Source organism: Pseudoalteromonas sp. GB43, from assembly GCF_054923805.1.
In genome coordinates, this window is record NZ_JBPCHJ010000001.1 from 2,148,895 (window position 1) to 2,173,984 (window position 25,090).

A 25,090-nucleotide genomic window follows, 5' to 3' on the forward strand; every position below is an offset into this window, starting at 1 on the left:
TAAACGGGGTGATCTTTCACCTCGTTTTCTGATAAAATCTCGTCCTAATTTTTTCTAAGTGAATTTGCAATGGGTAAAAACGTTGTTGTACTAGGCACCCAATGGGGTGACGAAGGTAAGGGTAAGGTAGTTGACCTCCTTACAGACAAAGCATCTTTAGTAGTTCGTTATCAAGGTGGTCATAACGCAAACGCCATACTCTGGTAATCAACGGTGAAAAGACGGTTTTACACCTTATTCCATCGGGTGTATTACGTGACAATGTTAAGTGTGTGATCGGTAATGGTGTTGTTTTATCACCAGAAGCATTAATGAAAGAAATTGGCATGCTAGAAGAGCGTGGCGTACCAGTACGTGAGCGCTTATTAATCAGCGAAGCATGTCCATTAATTTTACCTTTCCACATTGCATTAGATTTAGCCCGTGAAAAAGCACGTGGCGATAAGCCAATTGGCACTACAGGTCGTGGTATCGGTCCAGCTTATGAAGATAAAGTAGCACGTCGTGGTTTACGTGTAGGTGACTTATTCAATCCTGAACAGTTTGCTAGCAAGCTTAAAGAAGTATTGGAATACCATAACTTCACTTTAGAGCATTACTACAAAGCTGAACCAGTTGACTTCCAAAAGACATTTGACGATGCAATGGCTATCGCAGATATCTTAAAAGCAATGGTTGTTGATGTTACTGAGCTTCTTGACCAAACGCGTTTAGCGGGCGACAACATCTTATTTGAAGGTGCGCAAGGTACATTACTTGATATCGACCACGGTACTTACCCGTACGTAACATCATCAAACACAACAGCTGGTGGTGTAGCGACTGGTGCTGGTTTTGGTCCATTACACCTTGATTACGTGTTAGGTATTATCAAAGCTTACACTACACGTGTAGGTTCTGGTCCATTCCCTACAGAGCTTTACGACGGTCTTGATAAGCAAGATCCAGTTGGTAAGCACTTAGGTGATAAAGGTCATGAGTTCGGTGCGACGACAGGTCGTTTACGCCGTACAGGTTGGTTAGACGCAGTGGCAATGCGCCGTGCAGTGCAAATCAACAGCATCTCAGGTTTCTGTTTAACTAAACTAGACGTTTTAGACGGTTTAGAAACATTAAAAATCTGTACTGGTTACCAGTTAGAAGATGGCACAGTAACGAACGTTACACCATTAGCAGCTGAAGGTTACGAGAAAGTAACACCAGTATACGAAGAGATGCCAGGCTGGTCAGAAAACACAGTAGGTGCTACGTCAGTTGATCAATTACCGCAAGCGGCACTTGATTACATCAAACGTATTGAAGAAATCACTGGTGTTCCAGTTGATATCATCTCTACTGACCCAGACCGTGTAGAAACTATGGTATTACGCAGCCCATTTGCATAATCGTCATAGTGACTGAAAAAGCTGCCTCGGCAGCTTTTTTTGTGCCTAAAATTCACTTGGTATAATATTTGTATATTATTTGCTAAGACTGACTTTATTTAAGTGATTTTGATGCGTGTTTTTTTGCCTTTAACATTACTCTTCTCAAGCCTGAGTATGGCTGAAGAGCCTATCACAGCTGTGCCTCTTTACACAGAGAGCGAGTTAATAGGCTTGATCAATAAAAATACACACCTAGCACGCGTAAAGGCAGATGATTGCCAGTTAGTGCAAGATATCGAAGCGCGAGCCAATAAAATGGCACTGCCATCATATCAGTTCCTGTATGGCGATATGCTAGCTTATGCGGTGTGTGTAGACCGTAATGTAGAGTTAGGGGTTTATTATATGCGTCAAGCTGCCCAGCAAGGGCTTGGTGCGGCATTAGAGCAACTAGGTCGCTACTATGATGTAAACGCCAGTTAGTGCAGCAAGATAAAGCAATGGCGGTGACCTATTTACGAGAAGCATCAGCTCAAGGCAACTTAAAGGCACAAATGCGTTTGGTTAATCTATTTAATCAAGGTTATGGCAGCCCGCGAGATTATGAAGACGCTTACCGTTGGTTATTTCATTCAATGGTTGCCGATAAAGCAACTCACAAGAAAGTCGAAAATTTACTCGCTAAGCTTGCCGAAAAAATGCCAGACAGCGTCGTTGCACGCGCCCGTTTACCTATGTAGGCAAATACAAATACATATAAAAAAGGCCAGCTAATGCTGGCCTTACTGTTATTTCTCTTCTTTATTTTCTTTCGGTTTGCCGTTGTTCGGGTCTTTTAGCACCGATAGTTTAGGCGGTTGAAGTGCCACAATACGTTCACCTACTTGTGGAGGTTTTTCCATATTTGTAGTGAACGGGCGAATTTTAATAGGCGTATCGTCATCATCGCTTTTTTCACCATTTAAAATAAATAATGGGATTGCTTCGCTATTAACTTCTTTATATTGATCCCAACTAAACTCTTCAGAAATACGCGTCGCACTAACTTTGCCGCCTTTGGCAATTAAGCTGCTTAAACGGGCATAAGCGCCATTGTCGCCAAACAGAATTTGTCGTGACAAGAAGGTCGCACTGTCTTTATTCGCTTTTGCATGGTTAGTCGAAGAGCGCAGAGAAAATACATTCTTTTCGTCGAACAAATGCGAGAAGTATTGTACGCCTAATGCATTGTGATGGCGGTTAGGTGAAAGCGCGAGTACGCTACGAATTGTTGTTAATGGTAAATAACGCTCCGCATGCTCTGACTGCGGATTACCATAGTAACAAGGTAAGCCATCCATGCGTGCCATTTTACAGTTTTCCCATGCAGGATCAGATAAGTGCACCGGAATATTTTGATCTTTTAAGCCGCAAGCAATAGCACGGGCTACATGGTTTGCGCCAATAATTAAAATAGTATTTGGCGCAGGCTGGCGTACTTTTAATAACTTTGCCAACGGTGTTGCTGTAAGGCTTTGCAGTACTACAGTAATAATAATTACAGTAAATATAAGTGGCACTATTTTTTCAGCATCGGCAATGCCAGCTTCGACCATACTTAGAGCAAATACAGAGCCCACCGCAGCGGCAACGATACCCCGTGGTGCAATCCACGACAGAACTAAACGAGACTTAAGTGGTAAATCAGTTTTAAAGGTCGATATTGCAATACAGGCTGGGCGAGCCACAAAAAGCACGATGGCTAAGAAAATAAACACATCGCTATGTAACATCATTAAATCTGATAGCTGTAGTCGGGCTGCAAGTAAGATGAACAGTGATGAAATTAAGAATCATCGAAAGGTCTTCTTTAAATTCAAGCACAGAGTCAATTTCGAGAATCATCTTGGTTAGCAAGCCAAATACCAAACACGGTAACAGCGAGGAGGCCAGATTCATGGCTTAGGTGGTTCGAAACCGTAAAGCTAATCAGTACTAAGGCTAAAATGCCAAACTTGTGTAACTCAAATGGTAGCCATTCTCGGCGTATCAGCAATGTGGTAAGCCAACCGGCAACGACACCAATGGTTAAACCAACTCCCAGGGTTTTAAAGAGCGCGATAATGGTATGACTCAGTACTTCGCCTTGACCTACAAGCATGACAGCTTCAAATACTAGTACTGCGAATAATGCACCTATAGGGTCTATAACAATACCTTCCCAACGCAAGATGCGGTCAATATCTTGAGTAGGTCTCATAGAGTTTAACAGCGGCGCAATAACTGTAGGTCCAGTTACAACAAGCACCGCCCCAAGTACTGCAGCAACTCGCCAGTTCAGCTCTAAAATCCAATAAGCGCTGAAGCTGATTACTAAGCAAGTCGTGAGCATTCCTATAGAGCAGAGGTTGCGAACTACCTTACCAATCCCTTTTAACTCTCTGAAGTGTAAGGTTAGTGAACCCTCAAATAAGATCACCGCCACACTTAAAGAAACTACAGGGAAGAGTAAATCACCCAGTAGAGCGTCAGGTTCTAGTACGCCACTAAATGGCCCTAAAACTAAACCTGTTAGTAGTAAAAATAAAATAGCGGGTACGCGAAACGCCCATGCGACCCACTGTGCTAATACTGAGCACAATGCAATCCCTGCTATATAAATTGCTGACATAGAATAAATTATCCTTTTGTTACTACTGTTCAAAAAAGGTCGAATCACATTATTTATGATGTAATGCAATCCTCAATTAGACCTTTGAAATAAAATTGCCTGCTTATTAAAGCTTACTCATCACTATAGACACAAGCAAACTTGATGCTTCAAATACGATTTTAGTCGTTATTACTACTTTTTGGGGTTATATCTAAAACAAAAGTCAGGTTTGCAGAGAAAAAATCATTAGGGCTAACATATGGTGATCTAACTTATTGTTAAAAAATATTTATTTTTCCTATTTATGACAAGTATAAAAGCTGTGATTACTTTTCGCCCTTGATCTTTACCCCTAATTTCCCGTATTATATTTCGTGTTCAAACAATTTGATATCTAAATGTTTATCGGTGTTGCTACAGTTTTCTAGAGCTTTACCTCTAAATAATCAATTGTTTGTAACAATTTTAGTGTTTTATACACTTTGTTTTCTAATTAAATAGAAATGAGCTTCCCCGTGTTCAGTGTGTATTTATTACGTGTTGAATAGAATATAAGTTCATTATCTGGTCAATGTTTAGTTCCCATCGTGGCAGCTAAATCTCGGTCATACAATCTACACCCTATCTGTTGGTGTACCAGATTGTATAGGCTCTATGTATGTTGTTATTAATAAAAGCCTCACACAGCTTTTTACAGCGATACATAAACAACACTTATCTCTTTTTATCAACTTATGGTTTATAACCGTTTGGTCTACTGACTGAATAAAAGTTGTGCTATATCTAATCGCAGTACTTGCGTGGCGTAGTCGTGTGCATAGATAAGTTGTTTGGCAAAGTGATAATAGTCAGTGCGTTTAGTAAAGCTAAACGCGAGTCTTTTAATCAGTGGCAAATTGGCACTGAACAGATAGTAAAATGGAAAGTTGAACAGTTATGCAAAAGTTAAATTGGCGACGTATAGTACTAAAAGTAGGTAGCGCATTAATCGCACCCGAACAAGACGGGTGTCGCTCACGTTATTTACTGACCATTGCACAGTTCATCGTTCGCTGTCGAGCGCAAGGTATCGAAGTTATTTTAGTATCATCGGGTTCGGTAGCTGCTGGTTCGCATTTATTCCCTGAACAAGAAAAGCGTTCAGTGACGATGAAAAAAGCAATGGCTGCTGCCGGTCAGACAGAAATGATGGCGATGTGGGATCGTTTCTTTGATTTCCCATCGGCACAGATTTTATTAACTCATGGTGACTTACGTGACCGTGAGCGTTATACCAGTATTCGTGAAACAGTTTTCACCTTACTGGAGCATGGTGTATTACCCATCATTAATGAGAATGACACGGTAACAACTGATGATTTAAAAGTTGGCGACAATGATAACTTGTCGGCAATGGTAGCCGCAGCGGCGGACGCAGATGCATTGATGATTTTTTCGGATGTTGATGGTCTTTATGACAAAAATCCGAATTTACATGAAGATGCAGTGCTTTTACCAGAAATTGATAGCATCGATGAATCAATTTACGCCATGGCCGGTTGTGCAACCAGTGCCGTTGGTACAGGTGGTATGAAAACGAAAATCGAAGCGGCAGAAAAAGCCACTTCACATGGTATTACAACCTTTATTTTAAATGGTTTTAAAGAAGAGACATTTAACCGACTGCTTGCGGGTGACAACCCAGGTACTATCTTCAAACCATATGAGAAACCGATGCAAGAAGCAGTGCATTGGATGACTCACACAGCTAACGAGCAGGGTGAGGTTGTCGTTGAAGGTTCATTCGATGAATCATTAAAAGATGAAGACGGTTGTATTCGTAGCGATGAAATCGTTGCAGTACACGGAGAATTTGGCGTAGGCGATACCATTTTAGTTCGTAGTGATGATGGTACGCGTCTAGCAAAAGCAACAGCGAACTACAGTAGCTGTTTATTGAATTTTATTGCTGACAACGAGCAAAGTGAATTTAGCGAAAAAATGCAAGATTCAATCGGCCCAGTTGTTTCAGAGAAAGATATCGCATTATTGGAGAAGTCATGAGTTTAATTACGGATATTTCGAGTCAAGCTGCAAAAGCTGCAACCCAGTTAGCTTTACTTGATACTGCTACTAAGAATCAAGTGTTAACTGAGATGGCAGAGGCGTTACGCGAAAGCAAAGCGTTTATCATCAAAGAGAACGAAAGCGATTTAGCGGCAGCACGTGATAATAACCTTGCTGCGTCTATGATTGACCGTTTAACGCTTAACGATGAACGCATTGAAGCAATGGCTGAAGGCATCGAAGTAATTGTTAGCCTTGATGATCCTGTAGGCCAATTACGTGAAATTTCAGAGCGTCCAAACGGTATTAAGATCAGCAAGATGCGCGTACCACTGGGTGTTGTGTGTATGATTTATGAAGCACGCCCGAATGTGACGGCTGATGCCGGTGCGTTATGCTTTAAATCGGGTAATGGTGTTATTTTACGTGGTGGTAAAGAAGCACTTCGCAGCTCGCAAGCAATCGCAAGTGTAATGCACAAAGTACTTGAAAAGCATGGTTTACCTGCTGCGTTGATTTCAGTGATCCCAGATCCAGACCGTGGTCTGCTCATGGAGCTGATGCAACAGCGTGACACTATTGATTTAATCATTCCGCGTGGTGGTGAAGGTTTAATTAATTTTGTAACAGAAAACAGTACTATTCCAGTGATCCAACACTTTAAAGGTGTATGTCACCTTTATGTAGATAAAGACGCTGATCTGAACGTAGCAATCAATTTACTATTAAATGGTAAAACCCAGCGTACAGGTGTGTGTAATGCCCTAGAAGGTTTAGTGGTTCATCAAGATATCGCTGATGAGTTTTTAAACCTATGTGCAGTTGTTCTTCGTCAAGAAGGCGTTAAAGTAAATGCAGATGCGAAAGCTGCCGAGTACTTTGATAATGCAACAGTACTTGCTGACGACGAGTTTGGTGAAGAGTACTTAGATTTAGAAATCGCAATTAAAGTTGTACCTGACTTTGCCGGTGCCATTGATCATATTGCTAAGTTTGGTTCAAACCACACTGAAGTGATTTGTACTAAAGACCAAGCTGCGGCGCAGTTATTCCAACGCAGTGTGGATGCATCTGTGGTAATGGTTAATGCATCATCGCGTTTTTCTGATGGTTCACAGTTAGGTTTAGGTGCCGAGATTGGCATTGCGACAACTAAGCTACATGCTTACGGTCCAATGGGTCTTGAGTCACTTACAACTGAAAAATACTTAGTGAATGGCGAAGGTCAAATTCGTGAGTAATCACTAAAGTAATTGCTTTAAAAAGCCGGGCTTTGCTCGGTTTTTTTGTGTCTAAAACAAATAAATAAAACGAATCGAAATATGAGTTTGTTTAGATATTTAATTTGGCAGATTGCCTAAAGAGAGGTAGGAAAGTGGTGGAGCTAAGCAGGATCGAACTGCTGACCTCCTGCGTGCAAGGCAGGCGCTCTCCCAGCTGAGCTATAGCCCCACATTCCTAAATACAGGATGCTTAAGTCTTGCGTCTCAAGCGGGGTGAACTTTAAATATTTTTGCATTTGTGGTCAAGTATTTTTTTTAAAATGTTCGAATTTTTACTCTGTTGTTTTATTTTTGGTAGACTAAAGCGCATTCACTGTTTAAGGCTTATCCAATAATGAAAAAAATAGCATGGCTTTTGGTTGTTTTACTTGCCGGTTGCGCAAGCCAAGAAGAAGCGCCTCCTTTTGAAATCAATAATAAACAGTTTTACGAAAAGAATGACGAGCAAGGCAATAAAATCTTTGCCTATGTGGTGTCAGTTAAAGCACAGGGCAGACGCCCAATTAATCTCGATAAGCCAATGACACGTAGGCAGTTTAAAGATTTTGCCGAGCAAGAAGTATTTGAAGAGTCGAGCAACTTAAAACTTATGCTCGAAGACCAAGCGGTTGAATTATTAAATGAAGAGCTTAAAGAGCGACAATACTGCGACGATAAACACGTTATTGACGAAGTATTATGGCGTGATTTAAGTGTGCAATTACGAGGACATTGTTTGTAAATGTATGCAGATAAAAGCAAGTTAGCTGCTACGCTAGCTCAATTAGATATTAATTATGATGTGATTGAGCATCCACCATTACACGGCAGCTTAGATGCCGATAAGTTTATGCTCGATAGACCGGGCACTCGATTAAAAAACCTGTTTTTACGAGATAACGAAGGTAAGCGCCACTTTTTAGTGATCACTGCTCACGATAAGCAGCTCGACTTAAAAGCCATAGCTCAGCAGCAGGGGTTATCGCGTTTAGGGTTTGCATCTGATGAGCGATTAGCGCGTTATCTTAAAGTGCCACCGGGCTGTGTTTCTATGTTGGCACTGTTAAACGATAAGCAAAATAATGTCACTCTTTGGCTAGACCAAGAAATTTGGTTTAACGAGCTTTTTCATTGTCACCCTTTTGAAAATACTGCCACTTGGCTAATGAAAAAAGAGGACTTAGAGCTGTTTTTTGAAAGTACTGGGCATCAACCACGTATTGTATTTCTACCTGCCAAATAAACTAAGCTTAAACCCACTAAGCAGACTAAAAGTAGCACGGTCATAAAGGCAACTTGGCCGTGTTGCTGATATACCAGCCCTGGCAATAATGAACCTAATGCGCCACCGCTATAATAAAACGAGACATAACCGCCATTGGTGACACTTGCAGGTGCGCTGCTGATTTTATTTACCAGTGGAGCGGCACTTGAGTGGATAACAAACATTGCACCGCAAAAGCCAGTAAAAGCAATAACAAAAAGTAATAACTGTTGGCTCATCAATAGCACCATCGTCAGGCTATAGAATACAAAAACCCAGGTTAATAAACGCCAAGGTGTTGATGACTTTCGTAACAGCCAAGGTGTGGCTATGGAAGCCAGCGCGCCTAACAAGTAGCCGCTGTAAACCAGTCCGATGTCTCGGGTGTTAGTGATAGCAAAACTGTCTTGCAGAATGAAAGGTAAATAATTTAACAGTGCCGCAAAACAAAAGAACATACAAAATACCGCTCCATAGAGCTTTAATACCAGTGGATCTTTTAATTGCTTTAGATACAACAGCGGCGACTTTGCAGCATGAATACTCGCGCCTTTACCTGATTTAGGAATGGCGAGTGCAAATAGTACTAACCCAAGCGCAATCACATAATAAAAACTTTGCCAGCTTAAAAAATCAGTAAACAAGGCGGCGAGCATACGTCCGAAGTAGCCACCAACAATGGTGCTGCCAATGTAAAGTGTCATATTACGTTGTAATTGGTCGGCCTGAAAAGTCACACCAATATAACTGGTCATAGCGGTGAGCGCCGCAGGGAGAGTGATCCCTTGTATAAAACGAACCAGCAATAGCAGCTCAAAGCTTGGTGCTAAAGTAAAAGCGATACAGCTGATTGCTAACACAAGCATGGCAATCTTTAAAATTGTGAGTGGGTTTCGCTTAGCTAAAAACAAGCCATACACTAAAGGAGCAATGGCTAGTGGCAACATAGTTGCGGTCATTAAGCTACCAGCTGTGGCTGGCGATACAGAAAAATGACTGGCAAATAATCCAAGTAAGGGTTGTGGGGCGTATAAAACAAAGAAAATAAACACAGAGCAAAGTAACAAATGTCGCAGCTGCATTTTTAGCTCCCAAGAGGAAAAGCCCTAGCTTATCGGGTACAGGTTTTTTTACAAGTTCAAAGGCGACTAAAATGATAGATCTTGCGTTAAATCAATATGTCATGATTTCATCGCGTGTTAATCTCACATCAATATACTCGATTGCTGTGAATCAAGTGAGCTCAGTACTGTTATTTGTTGGCAGAGCTGATTAAAATAACCCTAATACGCATTAATAAATTGGAATTTCGTCATGGGTTCATTACAAGATCAATTACTTAAAGCTGGTCTTACTACGGCACACAAAGCTAAAGTAGCCAAAACTGAAAAGCGCAAACAGCAAAAGAAGAAAAAGAAAGGTGCCACGAGTAATCCTAGCGATCTGCAAAAACATATTGAGCAAACTAAGCTTGAGCAGCAGAAAAAAGCCGACGAGCTTAATAAAGCGCGTTTAGAAGAGCAAAAGCAACGTGAGCAAGTAGCGCGCGTTAAACAGATTTTAGAGCATCACAACCAAGATGAAATCCGTGGTGATCGCACATTTAACTTCACTTATCAAAATAAAGTGAAAGAGCTCGAAGTAAATGAAAAAACACAAAAGGCCCTAGCTGGTGATCGCTTAGCAATTTGTGTTTTAGAAGGCCAATTTTTTGTACTGGAAGACGAACCAGCACGAAAAGTCGCTGAAGTCAGCGAAGACTACATAGTGTTCCATGTTGAGCCTGAAGATAAGCAAAAGGATGAAGATGATCCGTATGCTGATTTTGAAGTACCTGATGATTTAATTTGGTAGTGACTGTTTCTATTGCCGTTACAATTTTCGGGTGCAATATTGTTAAATCATGGTCTACACTAAAGAAAATGTTTAATAACCCGTCAAAAAAGAGAAAATAGATATGAGCAAGATCACGAAAATTTTATGTGGGGCTGGCATTGCAATGGCTGCAAGCCTATCTTTCAACACTATGGCTGCGGATGGTGCAACACTATACACAGCTAAGCTTTGCCAAACTTGCCACGGTGCAGAAGGTAAAGCGCCTATCATGCCTCAGTACCCTAAATTAAATGGTCAAAATAAAGAGTACTTACTAGCACAAATGAAAGACATTAAGTCAGGTGCGCGTAGCAACGGTATGGCTGCTGCGATGAAAGCAATGGTTGCAAACGTATCTGAAGAAGAAATGGCTGCAATTGCTGATTACTTATCACAAGTAAAATAAACACCATTTTAGCGTGAAAAGGCCACATCAATTGATGTGGCCTTTTTGTATCACCTATTGATCATCTATTAATAGTAATTTAGACTTCTATACATCTATTTGTGCAGTGTCACATATACAAGGTTTTCCATGTTTGACTTACCAAAACTCGATTTAAAAAATAAAGTATCTGAACAAGAATGGCAGCTTCGTGTTGATTTAGCAGCATGTTACCGTTTAGTTGAGCACTTTAGATGGGGGGATTTAATTTATACCCACCTATCGGCACGTTTACCGGGCACAGATCACTATTTAGTTAATGCATTTGGTCTTAGTTTTGATGAAGTGACGGCATCAAACCTTGTGAAGGTGGATTTAGCTGGCAATATTCTTGATGACACGCCATTTAAAATTAATCCGGCTGGTTTCACTATTCACAGCGCTATTCATGAAGTTCGTGATGACGCTCACTGTGTTATTCATTTACACACAAAAGAAACCATTGCCGTTGCAACGCAAGAAAAAGGCCTATTGCCACTTAGCCAATACTCAATGTTCTCATTGCCATCATTGTCTTATCATGGCTACGAAGGGTTAGCGGTAAACAGTGATGAGAAAAAGCGTCTACAAGATGATTTAGGCACCACTAATCACATGTTATTGGTTAATCACGGTGGCTTAACTGTTATCCAACGGTGGGGGATGCCTTTATGCGCTTTTATGATTTGCAGCGCGCCTGTGAAATTCAATTGGCTATTCAAGCCAGTGGTCAAACGGCAATCCCGGTACCACAACCTATTATCGATAATATTTATAATCAAGCGAATGTCGTGCATAGCGGCAGCACCGGTGGTCAGTTAGCTTGGCCAGCCATGTTGCGTAAAGCTTATCGTCTTGATCCTAGTTTTGCTCAGTAAGGAGTAACCATGAAAGTTAATCGCGTCGAAGTGTTCGATATTCATTGTCCAGACAGACCTGCTTGGACACCTGTTTTTGTGCGTATTCACACCGATGAAGGTATTAGCGGTGTGGGTGAAGCGGGTCTGGCTTATGATTTAGGTCATAGTGCAGCTGCGGCAATGATCAAAGAAATGGCTGATGCCTTTTTAATTGGTCATGACCCATTTCAAACAGAAAAACTGTGGTCTCGAATGCTACGCGAAAGCTTTTGGGGTTTAGGTGGCGGTCCTGTTGTGTATGCAGCAATGAGCGCCATTGATACTGCACTTTGGGATATTAAAGGTAAAGCATTAGGCTTGCCTGTTTACCAGCTATTAGGTGGTAAAGTTAACGATAAGCTACGTACTTATGCATCACAACTGCAATTTGACTGGGACAGCGAATTTAAAGCGCTTGTTCACCCAGAGGAATACGCAGAAGCAGCGCTTAAGGCGATGGCTGAAGGGTATGACGCGGTAAAAGTTGACCCAATCCAGTACGATAAAAACGGCAATACTTATTACGATCGCACTAACATTATTTCTCGTGCAGAAATGAAATTATATCGTGCGCGTATGCAGGCTATTCGTGAAGCAGTCGGTGACGAAGTTGACATTATTTTTGAGTGTCACAGTTTACCAGGCGCAACATCAGCAATTCAAATTGGTGAAATTGCTGAAGAGTTCGATTGTATGTATTACGAAGAGCCTGTGAATTACTTAAATCATTCATTACACGCAAAAGTTGCTGACAAAGTAGCGGTGCCAATTGCAGGTGGTGAACGTTTGTATAACCGCTGGGGGGTGCGTCCATACTTAGAAGATCAAAGTATTGATGTGCTACAGCCAGACTTAGGCCTGTGTGGTGGTTTCACTGAAACTAAGAAAGTGTGTGATTATGCTGATATCTTTGATGTGCGTATTCAAGCTCACGTGTGTGGCGGTCCAGTAGCAACTGCAGCTTCGTTACACTTAGAAACTGCGATTCCTAACTTCTTAATTCACGAGCATCACACCTACGCGATTAAGAAATGGAACCGTGAATTGTGCATTCAAGATCCACAACCTAAAAATGGTTTCTTCCAAGTATCAGAAGAGCCAGGTATCGGTATTGAATTAAATGATGAAGTCGTTATGCGATCTCAACGTGTTGAGATTAAGTAATATTCACCAACATATTATAAAAAAAGCCCGCAAGGGCTTTTTTTATATCTACTTTTTAGCTTTGAATTAATCAACTGGTTTGCATTTCACCAAAGGAAGAGGCTCGGTCGCTTTACTATCTAAATGGCGCACAAAGCATATTTGGTTTTTAATAAGTAGCTCAAAGCGTTCAGGCATTGACAGTTGCTTGCCCATTATAAGGTTACCTTGCCCATCCATTACATTCATACTGTCAGTGACAAGCACACTGGTATTCATAAAAGCATCATCAGCAACAGCAATTGGCTTGCTGTGCATCAACCTTGCGATGCCTTGCGCTATTAGTTCACTTTGCGGCTCAGTAAGCCGTGCATGTTGCAATTTAGGTGTAGGCTCTTGGCTTTGAGCACTACAGCCTAGTAAAGTCAAAAGCATTAATAAGCTAGCTAATTGAACTCTCATGATTCGCTCCTATTGCTTCAATATTTTACTTTGTTGAAGCAAGGTTGAAGTTCGTATATCACGTACTTGCGGCGTATCGTTATAAGTAGCAGGTGCAAAGCCTTGCTCACTGACTGTTGAAGTAGCTACTGGACAGCGTCCATTCTCTCGATAGCTAAGTGCAGCACTGAGCATTGCTTCATTTTCATCGCCTAGTTGGTGAGTGAAATCATCAGCAATTGCACAGCCTGGGATTTTTACAGGTTGAAATTCACTATCGTTGCTGTTTTGTGGTGAAAAACCATCAGCATACTCACCAAACCCTTTATTATTGACGCCAGTAAATTGAATACTGAAGTATGTGGTATCGCAATTATCAGTTGGATAAAAACCATAGGGTTTACCGCAAGTTGTTTCGCCTATTTGAATTACTTCTATATTAGCGCCCCTAAGGCCATTGATCACAGCTTCACTTGCTGAGCAGGTGCTGTCTGTTGTAAGCACGAAGACTCGCTCTAAATTTAGAGATGGTAACGAAGTACCAGGCATAATCGCAGGATTGTCTGCAAAACCTAAAAACTCATTAGTAAACTGAACAGGCTCTAAGCGCTCCCCAGTAATAGGGTTAAAAGTTGGGTGTTGATCATTAAAAATAGTCTGTTCAAATATTTTGCCACTGGTATTACTCTCGCCTGCCACCATATAAGCAACCTGACTTGCCATTTGAAGGAATCCGCCTGGGTTGTAACGCATATCAATAATTAAATCTTTAACATTACTTGCTGCTAAGCTGTTAAATGCGTCGTACAGAGGTTTTTCTGCAACTGCATTATGGCGATTAAACTGGAAATAACCCACTTCACCATCCGCAAATGTTTTAACGTTACTAACTGCTTGGCCAGTAATAGTTTGTGCAGTCATGCTCACTTCACGAATTTCACTGGTATTTATATCTCGAAATACAAATGAAGTAACTTTGCCGGACTCAGATGGAAATAGGCCTGCATTCAATATATCAACCTCTGCTTGGGTCGTTGCATTTACAAAGTCGACACCATCCACTTCGATTACTTCTAATCCTCGGCCAAGATTCAAGTTTGATGCAGGAGAGTTTGGCTCAGTATAGGAAATAATGCCTTGGCGGGGGGCGCCCGCACTTATCAATCTAAGTTTGAAACCATACCCAAAAGATTGCCCTGATTGGCTTTGAGCTTGCCATTCAGCTGTGGGTAAACTACTGTGGAAATTATCTTTTTTAGCACCTGAATCTGTAGTGTTTTCAGTTTTTAATAAAGCGAAATAATTTAATACCCCTTCAGTTAGCGCAGGGTCTCGATCAACTATTTCGTCATACCACAGATAAGTTTCATGACTCCAAGCTCGTAACCAATGCTTCTCATTGAGTGCTTGGCATTGTTGATCAAATTTGCTTGATGGCTCAAATACACCTTGAGTCCAAGTGATGTCTTCACTAGCAATTACGTCTGAATCTGAACTGCCGGAACCACCGCAACCAACTAAAATCAGTGAGCAAATAAAGGCACTACTTGCCATAGGTTTTTTTAAAGCATTAAACATAAAACAGAGTTCCAGATAAATTAACTTATTTGAATATAGCTAGTTTTTAAGCAATTAGATAGATTTCGTAGGCGTTTTTATAGCTAAGTTGATGCCATAAACTCGGCAGCGAGCACAGTGAGTGATAGTGTTGCCAGCAGTTTTCGTAACTGGTATTTATTTGGCATACAGGAAAGTTACTGGCAAACATAACGCGATGCTCACCAAAGTACTTAACTAAATTATTAATCAGCCATAGGTGTTTGTTTGTGGCAATTTGTGTGAACTCCAACCCTGAGAACTTTATCGCGATATTATCGCAGCGGCTGAGTTTAATGATTGCTTCAAGCCATCTTTGCTCATCACTAATAAAGCCTAAATGATTAATCACCACACGTAGTGATGGTAGTGCTGTGCAATACTTAATAAGCTGCTCAGTTACCTGTATGTTTTCAATTTCAAACTGTGCTTCAAAGTGTAAGTTTTCGGCTGCGATAAAAGCTAGATTATCTAGGCAGTGGGGAGTTAATAAGCGCCTAGCTTCATCACCTTCTGTTATATCGCGAATACCAACTAAAGATGGATGTTCTAACTTATTGAGTGACGCTTCAAATTGCTTGGGAGATGCGTCAATCGGGCTGTAGCTGATTGCGCGATACGGAATGTCGTCTAAATGCGTTGCAAGCCAATTGAGCTCATTAATTGGTGCTTGATTATCAAAGCCAGCTTCAATATGCACCAAGGCTTCTAGTTGAAATGGACAAGCAGCTTTAAGTTCAGAAGCGACAATTTGCTTTTTAATTTTATCTAGATTTGGCCAAGCGGGGGGATTACTACCTTGTAGCCAAGTGTATTGACCCTCAGTGAGGTTAAAAAAGTGCACATGAGGGTCAATAATTTTGTCGCTCATTGCGTGGTGTATCCACCATCAATACTTTGTAAGCTGCCAGTAATAAAGCTCGCTTCTGGGCTTATTAAAAAATTAACCAAAGCAGCAATTTCTTCGGGTTGCCCTAAACGTTTAACGGCTGCAGCGCGGCTTCTTCAGCAACAATCTCTGCTTTATCTGCACCACTGCGCTGACAGTAGGCATCAATCGCATTATGAAACAGTGGTGTTTCTATTGTACCTGGGCATACAGCGTTAGCACGAATGTTAAACGCGGCATAATCCAGTGCAGTCGTTTTTGCCATTGAAGCCAGTGCATGCTTGGTCAGGTTATAAGCAAACGAGTTTGGTTTGCCGATAATTGCCTGATCAGAAGCAACCACTACAATACTGCCTCCTTGCTGACTTTTCATGCTAGGTAATACAGCTTGAATTGCGGCATAGGCACCTTTCACATTGAGCGCAAATAGGGCATCAAACATTGCTTCGTCGGTGTTTTCAATGTTGGCACTTAAATGACGACCCGCATTAGAAATTAAAGCATCGACACGACCCTCTTCTGCAACAATATCGGCGATAGCCGACTTCACTTGCTGAGTATCACTGACATCACAGTGGCGATAATTGCCCTCTGATGGGGTAATATCTAAGTTATAAACTGTGTAGGCTTCACGTTCTAAACGCTCGATTATCGCTTTGCCAATACCTTTACTGCCACCGGTGACAATTGCAACGTTTGTCATTATTTACCCTTAGTGGCTGTGGCCACAACCGCCTTCACCGTGCACGTGGCCGTGAGATAATTCTTCAGCTGTCGCTTGGCGAACATTAATTACTTCAACGTCAAATGTCAGCGTTTTACCTGCAAATGGATGGTTTAAGTCACAATCTGCATTGAAACGACCTACTTTAACGATAGTTACTTGGTGACGACCTTGATTTGAATGAACGATAGCAGTCATACCTGGCTTCCACACTTTTGTGTTGCCTTGTAAGTGCTTAAGTGGAATACGTTGAATTAGGTTATCAACGCGTTCGCCGTAAGATTCGCTAGGCTCAAGTGTTACGCTAAAATTATCGCCAGCTGCTTTACCTTCAAGGGCTTTCTCAAGACCAGGAAGCATGCCTTCAGTACCATGGATATATGAAAGTGGCTCGCCATCTTTACTTGATTCGATTTGCTCGCCTGCTTCACTAAGTGTGTAGTGAAACTCAACCGCTGCGTCTTTACTGATCTGCATGTTATTTCTCTTTAGAATTTAAATATAGGCGCTGATTTTACGCTAACCACAAGTGCTGAGCAATCAAGGCTTTTTCAATGAGCTTTCAATCCCTGACAGCATGGTTTCACTTGCTGGCACTTGTGGTTCAGTTGGCTTAGCTTGAGGTAAGTGCAATGTTAAAATAGTACCGGGTTTTAAAATGCTGGTAGCGCTGAGCTTATTCCACGTTGCAATATCTTTATGCGGTACATCATAAAGTTGACTAATACTCCAAATTGAGTCTCCAGGTTTAACCTGATAGTCGATAGCGATTGTAGAAATGACTTCTTCATGTTGCTCAAGGTAGGGACTGATATTGTAATCAACCAATAATGATTCCGGCATGGTTTGTGGTTGTGATAAGCGCAATTGTTCACCTACCTTAATCAAATTTGTTGTTTTATCGTTGAGAGTTTTTAGATCTTTTACAGACATTTTAAAACGCCTTGAAATACTGTAGAGGGTATCGTCTTTTTGTACTGTGTATTCTCCAGCAAAATTGTTGCGAAACAGTTTGCTTTGTAACAGCGTACGGCGCTCTATTGGCAGAAGTAAAGTATGTGGACCATTCGGGGAACTTTGGTTTTTTAAATACCCTGGATTTAATTTATGGAGCTGATTATGGCCGATGCCAGATAAATTAGCGATCACTGAAAAATCAAATTGTTGGCCTACATCAAACTCTGTGGTAAGTGCTTTATTCGCTAATTTCGGGCGTTTTAAACCTTTTTCTGGGTGCTTTAGTAAATAGCTAAGTGCCAAAAGTTTAGGAATATATTCAGCGGTTTCTTTTGGTAACGATAACGACCAATAATCAGTTCTCTTGCCAAGCTTTTTATTTTTTTCGATCGCTTTTTTAACGCGTCCTTCACCACTGTTATAGGCGGCAAGGGCATGCAGCCAATCACCATCAAAGCGTTTATGTAAGTAACTTAAATAAGCTAATGCGGCATCGGTTGAAGCAAGTATGTCTTGGCGGCCGTCATACCATTGGTCGCTTTGCACACCAAAATGATAAGCTGTCGCGCCGACTAGCTGCCAAACACCTACCGCTTGCTCTGATGATCGTATTGTTGGTCTAAAATCACTTTCAACAAAGGGTAATAAGGCCAATTCCATCGGTAGCTTTTGTTGTTCGATACGTGTGACGATATGATACAAATAAGGTGCCGCACGTTTATTTACTTTAATTAGGTAATTGGGTTGTTTTAAATACCATTTTACTCGTGCAGATGTATGTTTATTGGTTTGAAATACCAGCGTTAAATTGTTGGCGATATGCTGCCACAGATCTTTCGCGCGAGGCTTTGCTAGTGGAATATTATTGACTGCTATGGGCGCAGCAATAGGGCGAGGTTCGACAGCCGTTGAATCGACAAACTCACTAGGTGCTTGTTGGGTTGTTAAATCGGGCTCGTAATGGCTAAAAATCTCCGGCCTTGCCCGTTGCTGTTCTGTTTCTTGCTGAGTTAGTTGGCATCCTTGTAAGCCAATAAACAAGCTCAGCAAAAGTAAATATTTCAAACTTACTTGAGCCATATAATAAAATCCTTTTACTATTTTAGCCCTATTTTGACAACTTGCCCTGTTTAAGTCCAGCTTCTAAAAACATAGAAAACGCTCTTTCACCCACTTCATCTAGCTGGTATTGCTGTTTTATCTCAGTAGGAAAAAGCGGAATTAATTCACTAACGGGCTTATCTGATGAGGAGTTTGTCATCTCTTGAATGGTTTTTAAAAACCTTAAAGAGAGTGCAAGTTCAGCAGGTGTCAGTGGCTTACCGTGACCCGGTAAAATAGTTGTCAGTGTGGTATTTTTTTGAATATCTTGCAGCGCACTTATCCAGCTAGAAAACGAGCCATGTCCTGGGTAGGGTAAGCTGTCGACTATATCGCCACCCAATAGCACGCGACCTTGATCGGCACTAAGGGTCAGATCACCCTTAGTATGCGCTTGGTAGGGTGTAATAACGATGGGGTAGTTACCAAGGTCTAGCTGTGTTGATTCAGTAATGTTAATAGCTGGTGGGTTCAGGGTGAGCTCTCGCCAGCGAAATAAGCGTTTTTTAGCAAGTTCTAGTTTGTCGCGCCAAACTGCTTGCTGATCTTTAGGTTGATTGGCAAGGCGTTGATAGCTCAGTTCTATGCTTTTTTCATAACCATCTAATTTATCAGTCAATGCTTGCTGCATTGCAACAAACTCAGTCGCTACTTGCTGATGTACGATGAGCTTAGCTTCAGGGAACTCAGCCTGTAAAACGGCCAAGCCTAGTAGATGATCATCATGATAATGACTCGCCACCAAATAACATAATGGTGTTTTTAAGCGTTTTTTTAGCTGCTCTGCGAGCTTTTCTACTTCGGCAAAGTTACCACTGGCATCAAACATTAAGGCACATTCTTTACCCTCTATCAGCACTTGATTCGAATCGTAAAAACGCAGCTTATTTTGTTGTTGTAGAAATTGGATTTCGGGAGTGATGCTATGCCAGCTAACGCTTGCTTTGGCGCTATAACTTACGGAAAGACAGATTAAAAAAGCACAAAATCGCATGGTGTTTCGCTCGAATAGGTGTCAGTGCTGTTGATTGTAAACAAAAAAAGCGCCAGATGCGCTTTTTTCTAAATACTAAGGTGTTGGCTGAGCTTATCTATTAAGCTGTCATGTTGTTGCTCTTGTTCTGCTTGTTGCGATTTTACTTCAAGCAATTCATGACTTAGATGCAATGCTGCCATCAGCAACGCTTTTTGGTCATTGCGAACCGATGAGCGTTGTTTCATTTGCTCCACTAAGTCATTCAAATTTTGTGCAGCAGCAACTAGGGCATGCTCTTGCCCAGGAGGGCAAGAAAACTCATGTTCTTTACCTAGTAGCTCTACGGTGACCCGCTGACTTTGTGGGCTGCTCATTAGCTAGCCTGTTGAACGCTTTGTAATTTCTCAAGCAGTCCAGTCAATGTGCTACTTGTATCTTTTTGTTTTTCTTCGTTTTCGAGTACTTCTAGTTGCAGAGTTTCGTTCTCATCTAAAAGCTTCGCGGTTTGTTCTTGTAAGCTTTTAACTTCACTTTCAAGTTCGCTGTTGCGGAGGATTAACTTGTCGATCAGTTGTTCGAGTTGGGAAAGAGTTTCGTTATTCATAAATGCGCTCATAAAACTGTGATTATTGTCATGCAAATGTAAAGGAAAGTGTCTAGATATGCCAGCATTTACGGCCGTTTTAGGGGATTTTTATTTATTATTAAGGTGTAATTCAGCGTAGCGGCTTTTTTATTCATTTATGATTCACCAAAGCGCCAGATGCTAGGATCATTTTCTGTTTATCATGTACAATATGGCAATTCATTTTTAATGCAGTTTTGCATTTGGCGATTTATAAATATGCTTAGTTATCGACACTCCTTTCATGCAGGTAACCCTGCTGATGTACTAAAACATCTTGTTCTAGCTGAAGTTCTTAAGTACCAAACAATTAAAGACAAACCACTTGATTATGTGGACACCCACTCAGGTGCTGGCTTTTTTGAACTTGCAGGCAGTGATGCACAAAAAACACAAGAGTATTTAGATGGGATTGCTAAGCTTTGGCAGCACAACAGTGAGCATGATGCACTTAATGAGTATATTGAGCTGATTAAATCATTTAATTCAAATGGTAATTTAGATTTTTACCCAGGTTCGCCAAAAATTGCAGAGCACTTTTTACGTCGCCAAGATAACGGTTGGTTCTTTGAGTTGCATCCACGTGACTTACAGTTACTGCAAGACAACATGAAAGGTAAGCGTTCTATTCGCGTACGTGGTGAAAACGGCTTTCAAGGCTTAATTGGTTTATTACCACCAGCATCACGTCGAGCTTGCGTGCTTATTGACCCTCCTTACGAAATAAAAAACGATTACGATACGGTCGTTAATACTCTTGTTAAGGCGCATAAACGCTTTGCTACGGGGACGTACATGATTTGGTATCCGGTTGTAGACCGTGAACGAATTGACAGAATGGAGGCGGGTTTAATCGCATCGGGTATGCGTAACATTCAGCTTTTCGAGCTTGCAACAGAGGCCGATACCGACGTTCATGGTATGACTGCATCGGGTATGATAGTGATCAACCCGCCATGGAAATTAAAGCAAACGATGGATGCTGTATTACCAGAACTTGTTTCCATACTAAGCGATAGCAGTGGTTTTTATCGCAGTGAACAATTAGTTGAAGAGTAATTTCTTCAATACAGAAACGCCCAGCAATTGCTGGGCGTTGTTAATTTAACTGTTGTTAATTCATATAAGTCGCTGCGAAGGTCGCAAGTGGCTCATCACTATCATCTAACAAGGTTAACTGCTCACCATTGATTGAGTACTTAGCCGTGGCTGCAAGTGCTGCCGACATGACCGCTTCAATATCCATTTGTGATACACACATTTTTTTGGTGCTTGCTAATGGCTTGAATGTGAGCGCCTGCTCATTAACCTCGTAACTACCTGAGAAGTTATTACAACCTAAGTGACCATTGGTTGAACCATCGTCTTTAAACTGTACGAAAGGTTCTTTATTTTCAACGGTGATAGCCTCACCACTGATGGTAACTGCTTTCCAATAGGTATTGGTCAAAGTCACGTCTGGCTTTTTCGCTGATACTTTAGTCACCGTTACCTTGTACAGATCGCCAGCGGCATCTTCGGCAAATGGATTATTGTGAGTGGTGCTGATGTAAAGTAATTTACCTTGATTCTCAATGCGTGCACTTACACTGTAGCGGTGACGGTCAGCAATTTTGCTTTCGTCATATTCAAGTGCCACGTTGTATGGTGGTGCACCATTTAATTCAATTTCTTTTTCGCTGATAACCTCTGCTTTGGCATCCATTTTTGATACATCAGCAAGTTGTACTTTTAATACTGAACCCGGTGGCAGCATGCTGCGGTCTAAATAAATAACCTGAGTATTGAGGGTTTTCATAGTTGATTGCTCAGCTTGTGGTGCAGCAGAGTCTTCACCACAACCTGTTAATACTAAGCTGCTCCCTAAGATCATTAAACTGCATAGAGAAGCGCGTTTGAAAGATGAGATGGTATCCGAAGCCATGATTGTTTCCTTGCGTTTTAGGGTTATGCGTCTTTGTAATTGAATAAGCATAAAGTTCGCTGACTTAATCATAGCTTAATTAACAAAAAATGGGCACTAGGCCCATTTTCTTAATTACGGATTCGCTTTAAAAAGCAAATTGAGAGTTCGTTATTTTTTCACGTACTTGGTTAGAATAACAATGCGTTGACCATCAACACGGCCTTCAATGTGTTCTGGGTTGCTCGTTAAGCCAATGTTTCTTACTGCTGTGCCACGCTTAGCAACAAGGCTGCTGCCTTTCACATCAAGATCTTTAATAAGTGTCACTGTATCACCCGCCTGCAGCACAACACCATTACTGTCGATGTGTTTAATGTCGTCATCTTCAGCTAGCGCTGTTTGCGCCCATTTTAATGTGTCTTCTTCAAGATAAATCATATCGAGTGCATCTTGTGCCCAGCCGTTATCAGTAGCTAAGCGTTTCAGCATGCGGTAAGCGACAACTTGTACCGCTGGAGTTTGACTCCACATACTGTCATTCAAACAGTGCCAATGGTTTGCAGTTAAATCAGCATTGTTTTCGATTTGATCTTTACAAGTTTGGCAGACATAAATGCATTTATCAGAATGAGCCTCTGTAACAGGCGGCACTTCGTATACAGATAGGTTATCTGTAGCGGCACAAAGTTCACATTGGTTATTACTGCGTTCGATTAGGGCTTGTTCAATGCTCATAGGAGGCTCTTTTAAGTTTGCAAGGTAAGAAAAACAGCGCGCATTATAGCAAAAGAGGGACTGAAGCGGAATATCCCTAGTTATTATAGGGGTATAGTTTTTGTGTATTTATTGATTATGGCATCTAAGCTGCCAGAATTTTTAAGTTCTTTGATTGCTGCATTTATTTTTGGTAACAATGATTGATGTTCACTGCGCAGGCGAATTTTTAGGTTGCCTAGCGAGTGTAATGCGCCAAAACTGATATCAGCATCAAATTGCTCAGCCCAATATAATGCTGGCAGTTTATCTATTATGACGACCTCAATTCGGTGTATTTTTAGTGCCTGAATGAGCTGTTGTTCAGAGTGAAAATCAACCCGTTTAAAGCGGTTATCGTCATAATAGTAATAGCCTAAAACAGTCCCTACGGGTTGATTACGAATACTGTTGAGTTGCTGCCATTGAGCCACCGAGCTTTTTAAACTCACGAGATACTCCTCAACTGCAAACAGGGTGTCTGAGTAACTAAATTGTCGGTTTTGTTTTTCTGTCTGGCTCAGCCACTCGGGGCTTATGACATCAAAATCAATATTCCCTTGGTGAAGGTATTTGACGGTTCGTTTTGCAGGAAGCTCGACATGCTTTACTTGAACATCAGCAAGCTGCATAACTTGCTTGATCAGTTCGGGGAGGATCCCTGGATTGCTTTTGTCATCAATATAATAAGGATAGTAGTTCCCAGAGCCGGTTACATTATATTTCAGTACAGGCTACTGCTCAGCCAAAACTGCTTGAGTAAGAAAAAGTAACAGTAAGAAAATCGAGTTAGAGAAGCGCAATGGTCTGATTGAATTCGTTTTCATGTACCTAGTTTGGTTGGATTTTTGTTTTTTAGCAAGGCAAACATCTTTCACTATACTAATAACAATAGTAATGTGGAGTTAGCCACATTTAAGTGAGAAGTTGAATGTCAGAATTAAGTATGGAAGGTAATAAAAGTCAGAGCATGACTCAGTATATAGCCCGGCAGCCAATATTTAATGCTGATAGAAGTTTATATGCTTACGAATTATTGTATAGAGAATCGAGCGATAATGTCTTTCCGGTAGGAACGAGTGATGACCAAGCAACGGGGCGGCTGTTTTTTAACGCGTTAATGTTGATGGGACTCGAGAAGCTAACAGGTTTTCAACCTGCGTTTATCAATCTATCGACTGACGCTATTTTGGATGACTTTCCTAAGCTGTTGCAGCCACGCAGTGCGGTTATCGAAATAGTGGAGCGGGCTACTAGCATTCCAAAAGTAGTGAACCGCGTTAAACAATTAAAACAAGAAGGCTATTTGTTCGCGCTTGATGATTATGATGGCACAGAGAAATGGCAAGATATTTTGCCTTTGATGGATTTTATTAAGCTTGAAGTTACGCAGCCGATTATCAAAACCAACATGATGATCAAAAAGCTTAAACGTAGCTTCCCAGAAACCACTATCATAGTGGAACGCATTGAAAATTATGAAGACTTTCAACAACTAAAAGCAGCAGGTTGCGACCTGTTTCAGGGCTACTTTTTTGCCAAGCCGGAGCTTTTGAGTTTTGGTAATGTTGAACCATCAAAAATTGCTGTGCTTGAATTACTTAACTGTACTGCGCAAACAGATTTAAATTTTGATGCAATTCAACAACGTGTTGCTAAAGATATAGGCCTTACAGCACGCATTTTAAAATTAGTTAATGCGCGTATAAGTAATAGCCGGCAAACAATTCGTTCGATTTCACAAGCGGTTATTTACCTTGGTGAAGACGCGATTAGACAATTTGTGCGGGTATTAGCGCTAAGCGAATTAGGCAATGACAAACCGCAAGAGCTGACCAAACTTGGTTTAACAAGAGCTAAATTTATTGCGTTGATGCTTGAACCCGGCGGTAAAGACCTAGCTGAACAAGGCTATTTAGTCGGCTTACTCTCTGTTTTAGACGCTATTTTAGATATGGAGCTTAATATCATTGCCAAAGAGTTTTCACTGGGTAGTGAGCTTTCGAGTGCACTGTTAAACTTTAATGGCATGCAAGGGGCGAGCTTACAACTTGCTAAAGCAATGGAAGAAGAGCAGTGGCACACAGCCCTTGAACTACTCAAGATGATCCGCCCAGCCTCAAAAATGGATGTGGTTTTTCAAGCTATGTATGATGCCCGCGCATACGCAGATGAAGTATTCGCAAGCTTATCATCGGTTACAGACTAAG

General features: G+C 41.2%; 21 protein-coding genes, 1 tRNA gene and 5 pseudogenes. 12 read left to right on the plus strand and 15 right to left on the minus strand.

What is annotated here, in order from left to right; translation table 11 throughout:
* Nucleotides 1–69 precede the first annotated feature (69 nt).
* Both ACRWSG_RS10310 and ACRWSG_RS10315 read left to right on the plus strand, forming a co-directional pair.
* Nucleotides 70–1,385, plus strand: a pseudogene (locus ACRWSG_RS10310) (adenylosuccinate synthase).
* A gap of 111 nt (nt 1,386–1,496) precedes the next feature.
* Nucleotides 1,497–2,107, plus strand: a pseudogene (locus tag ACRWSG_RS10315) (tetratricopeptide repeat protein).
* A gap of 48 nt (nt 2,108–2,155) precedes the next feature.
* Here ACRWSG_RS10315 and ACRWSG_RS10320 read toward each other — a convergent pair.
* A pseudogene (locus tag ACRWSG_RS10320) lies at nt 2,156–4,017 on the minus strand (cation:proton antiporter).
* A 918-nt stretch (nt 4,018–4,935) separates the two neighbouring features.
* On the opposite strand from ACRWSG_RS10320, the gene proB reads away from it, so the two are divergent.
* Both proB and ACRWSG_RS10330 read left to right on the plus strand, forming a co-directional pair.
* Nucleotides 4,936–6,042 (plus strand): glutamate 5-kinase, encoded by a 1,107-nt coding sequence (gene proB / locus ACRWSG_RS10325; protein ID WP_138600167.1) that lies wholly within the window; start codon nt 4,936–4,938, stop codon nt 6,040–6,042.
* Nucleotides 6,039–7,286: a glutamate-5-semialdehyde dehydrogenase gene (locus tag ACRWSG_RS10330; RefSeq protein ID WP_138617986.1), complete on the plus strand. Its 1,248-nt coding sequence runs from the start codon at nt 6,039–6,041 to the stop codon at nt 7,284–7,286. Before proB ends, ACRWSG_RS10330 begins: the two co-directional genes overlap by 4 nt.
* A 135-nt stretch (nt 7,287–7,421) precedes the next feature.
* Here the strand turns inward: ACRWSG_RS10330 and ACRWSG_RS10335 are convergent.
* Nucleotides 7,422–7,497: transfer RNA gene (locus ACRWSG_RS10335), tRNA-Ala, on the minus strand.
* A gap of 165 nt (nt 7,498–7,662) precedes the next feature.
* Here ACRWSG_RS10335 and ACRWSG_RS10340 point away from each other — a divergent pair.
* Together ACRWSG_RS10340 and ACRWSG_RS10345 are read left to right on the plus strand one after the other, a co-directional pair.
* Nucleotides 7,663–8,049 carry a hypothetical protein gene (locus tag ACRWSG_RS10340; protein ID WP_462166207.1) on the plus strand — a complete coding sequence of 129 codons (387 nt, stop codon included), beginning with the start codon at nt 7,663–7,665 and terminating at the stop codon, nt 8,047–8,049.
* The gene (locus ACRWSG_RS10345; RefSeq protein WP_058583962.1) at nt 8,050–8,550 is read left to right on the plus strand and encodes a prolyl-tRNA synthetase associated domain-containing protein; all 501 of its coding nucleotides are present in this window, start codon (nt 8,050–8,052) and stop codon (nt 8,548–8,550) included.
* On the opposite strand, the gene ACRWSG_RS10350 is transcribed toward ACRWSG_RS10345, so the two are convergent.
* Nucleotides 8,517–9,653: an MFS transporter gene (locus ACRWSG_RS10350; protein ID WP_462166208.1), complete on the minus strand. Its 1,137-nt coding sequence runs from the start codon at nt 9,651–9,653 to the stop codon at nt 8,517–8,519. The genes ACRWSG_RS10345 and ACRWSG_RS10350 overlap by 34 nt on opposite strands.
* A 232-nt stretch (nt 9,654–9,885) precedes the next feature.
* Between ACRWSG_RS10350 and ACRWSG_RS10355 the strand changes: the two genes are divergently transcribed.
* From ACRWSG_RS10355 to ACRWSG_RS10370, 4 genes and pseudogenes are all read left to right on the plus strand, one after another.
* Nucleotides 9,886–10,425 carry a DUF2058 domain-containing protein gene (locus tag ACRWSG_RS10355; protein ID WP_462166209.1) on the plus strand — a complete coding sequence of 180 codons (540 nt, stop codon included), beginning with the start codon at nt 9,886–9,888 and terminating at the stop codon, nt 10,423–10,425.
* 103 nt (nt 10,426–10,528) lie between these two features.
* A complete protein-coding gene (locus tag ACRWSG_RS10360; protein ID WP_054552448.1) occupies nt 10,529–10,852 on the plus strand; it encodes a c-type cytochrome in 324 nt (107 codons plus the stop codon).
* Nucleotides 10,853–10,981: 129 nt separating this feature from the next.
* Nucleotides 10,982–11,748, plus strand: a pseudogene (locus ACRWSG_RS10365) (class II aldolase/adducin family protein).
* Nucleotides 11,749–11,757: 9 nt separating this feature from the next.
* Nucleotides 11,758–12,933 carry a mandelate racemase/muconate lactonizing enzyme family protein gene (locus ACRWSG_RS10370; RefSeq protein ID WP_054552450.1) on the plus strand — a complete coding sequence of 392 codons (1,176 nt, stop codon included), beginning with the start codon at nt 11,758–11,760 and terminating at the stop codon, nt 12,931–12,933.
* Nucleotides 12,934–12,999: 66 nt separating this feature from the next.
* Here the strand turns inward: ACRWSG_RS10370 and ACRWSG_RS10375 are convergent, their stop codons facing one another.
* The 9 genes and pseudogenes from ACRWSG_RS10375 to ACRWSG_RS10415 all read right to left on the minus strand — a co-directional run bounded on the left by ACRWSG_RS10375 (nt 13,000) and on the right by ACRWSG_RS10415 (nt 20,200).
* The gene (locus ACRWSG_RS10375) at nt 13,000–13,374 is read right to left on the minus strand and encodes a hypothetical protein (protein ID WP_054552451.1); all 375 of its coding nucleotides are present in this window, start codon (nt 13,372–13,374) and stop codon (nt 13,000–13,002) included.
* Between the two features lie 9 nt (nt 13,375–13,383).
* Entirely contained in the window at nt 13,384–14,931 is a 1,548-nt protein-coding gene (locus ACRWSG_RS10380) for a S41 family peptidase (RefSeq protein ID WP_462166210.1), read from the minus strand.
* Between the two features lie 46 nt (nt 14,932–14,977).
* Nucleotides 14,978–15,820 carry an amidohydrolase family protein gene (locus tag ACRWSG_RS10385; protein ID WP_462166211.1) on the minus strand — a complete coding sequence of 281 codons (843 nt, stop codon included), beginning with the start codon at nt 15,818–15,820 and terminating at the stop codon, nt 14,978–14,980.
* Nucleotides 15,817–16,541 (minus strand): annotated as a pseudogene (locus ACRWSG_RS10390) (SDR family NAD(P)-dependent oxidoreductase). Before ACRWSG_RS10390 ends, ACRWSG_RS10385 begins: the two are co-directional and overlap by 4 nt.
* Nucleotides 16,542–16,550: 9 nt before the next feature.
* Entirely contained in the window at nt 16,551–17,039 is a 489-nt protein-coding gene (locus ACRWSG_RS10395; RefSeq protein ID WP_054552455.1) for an FKBP-type peptidyl-prolyl cis-trans isomerase, read from the minus strand.
* A 63-nt stretch (nt 17,040–17,102) separates the two neighbouring features.
* Nucleotides 17,103–18,599: a LysM peptidoglycan-binding domain-containing protein gene (locus tag ACRWSG_RS10400; protein WP_462166212.1), complete on the minus strand. Its 1,497-nt coding sequence runs from the start codon at nt 18,597–18,599 to the stop codon at nt 17,103–17,105.
* A gap of 28 nt (nt 18,600–18,627) precedes the next feature.
* Entirely contained in the window at nt 18,628–19,614 is a 987-nt protein-coding gene (locus ACRWSG_RS10405) for an MBL fold metallo-hydrolase (RefSeq protein ID WP_462166213.1), read from the minus strand.
* Nucleotides 19,615–19,682: 68 nt separating this feature from the next.
* Complete coding sequence (locus ACRWSG_RS10410) at nt 19,683–19,970, minus strand: cell division protein ZapA (RefSeq protein WP_054552457.1); 288 nt, start codon at nt 19,968–19,970, stop codon at nt 19,683–19,685.
* A complete protein-coding gene (locus tag ACRWSG_RS10415) occupies nt 19,970–20,200 on the minus strand; it encodes a hypothetical protein (protein WP_054552458.1) in 231 nt (76 codons plus the stop codon). The genes ACRWSG_RS10410 and ACRWSG_RS10415 overlap by 1 nt, the downstream gene beginning before the upstream one ends.
* 240 nt (nt 20,201–20,440) lie before the next feature.
* On the opposite strand from ACRWSG_RS10415, the gene ACRWSG_RS10420 reads away from it, so the two are divergent.
* Nucleotides 20,441–21,280: a 23S rRNA (adenine(2030)-N(6))-methyltransferase RlmJ gene (locus tag ACRWSG_RS10420; RefSeq protein ID WP_054552459.1), complete on the plus strand. Its 840-nt coding sequence runs from the start codon at nt 20,441–20,443 to the stop codon at nt 21,278–21,280.
* A gap of 55 nt (nt 21,281–21,335) precedes the next feature.
* On the opposite strand, the gene ACRWSG_RS10425 is transcribed toward ACRWSG_RS10420, so the two are convergent.
* The 3 genes from ACRWSG_RS10425 to ACRWSG_RS10435 form a co-directional block, all read right to left on the minus strand.
* Complete coding sequence (locus tag ACRWSG_RS10425; RefSeq protein ID WP_462166214.1) at nt 21,336–22,145, minus strand: META domain-containing protein; 810 nt, start codon at nt 22,143–22,145, stop codon at nt 21,336–21,338.
* Between the two features lie 150 nt (nt 22,146–22,295).
* Nucleotides 22,296–22,862 carry a PhnA domain-containing protein gene (locus ACRWSG_RS10430; RefSeq protein ID WP_054552461.1) on the minus strand — a complete coding sequence of 189 codons (567 nt, stop codon included), beginning with the start codon at nt 22,860–22,862 and terminating at the stop codon, nt 22,296–22,298.
* Between the two features lie 83 nt (nt 22,863–22,945).
* Nucleotides 22,946–23,608 (minus strand): substrate-binding periplasmic protein, encoded by a 663-nt coding sequence (locus tag ACRWSG_RS10435; RefSeq protein WP_462166928.1) that lies wholly within the window; start codon nt 23,606–23,608, stop codon nt 22,946–22,948.
* A 203-nt stretch (nt 23,609–23,811) separates the two neighbouring features.
* Here ACRWSG_RS10435 and ACRWSG_RS10440 point away from each other — a divergent pair, with 203 nt between their 5' ends.
* Nucleotides 23,812–25,089, plus strand: coding sequence for an EAL and HDOD domain-containing protein (locus ACRWSG_RS10440; protein WP_462166215.1), 1,278 nt, complete (start codon nt 23,812–23,814; stop codon nt 25,087–25,089).
* Nucleotide 25,090 lies beyond the last annotated feature (1 nt).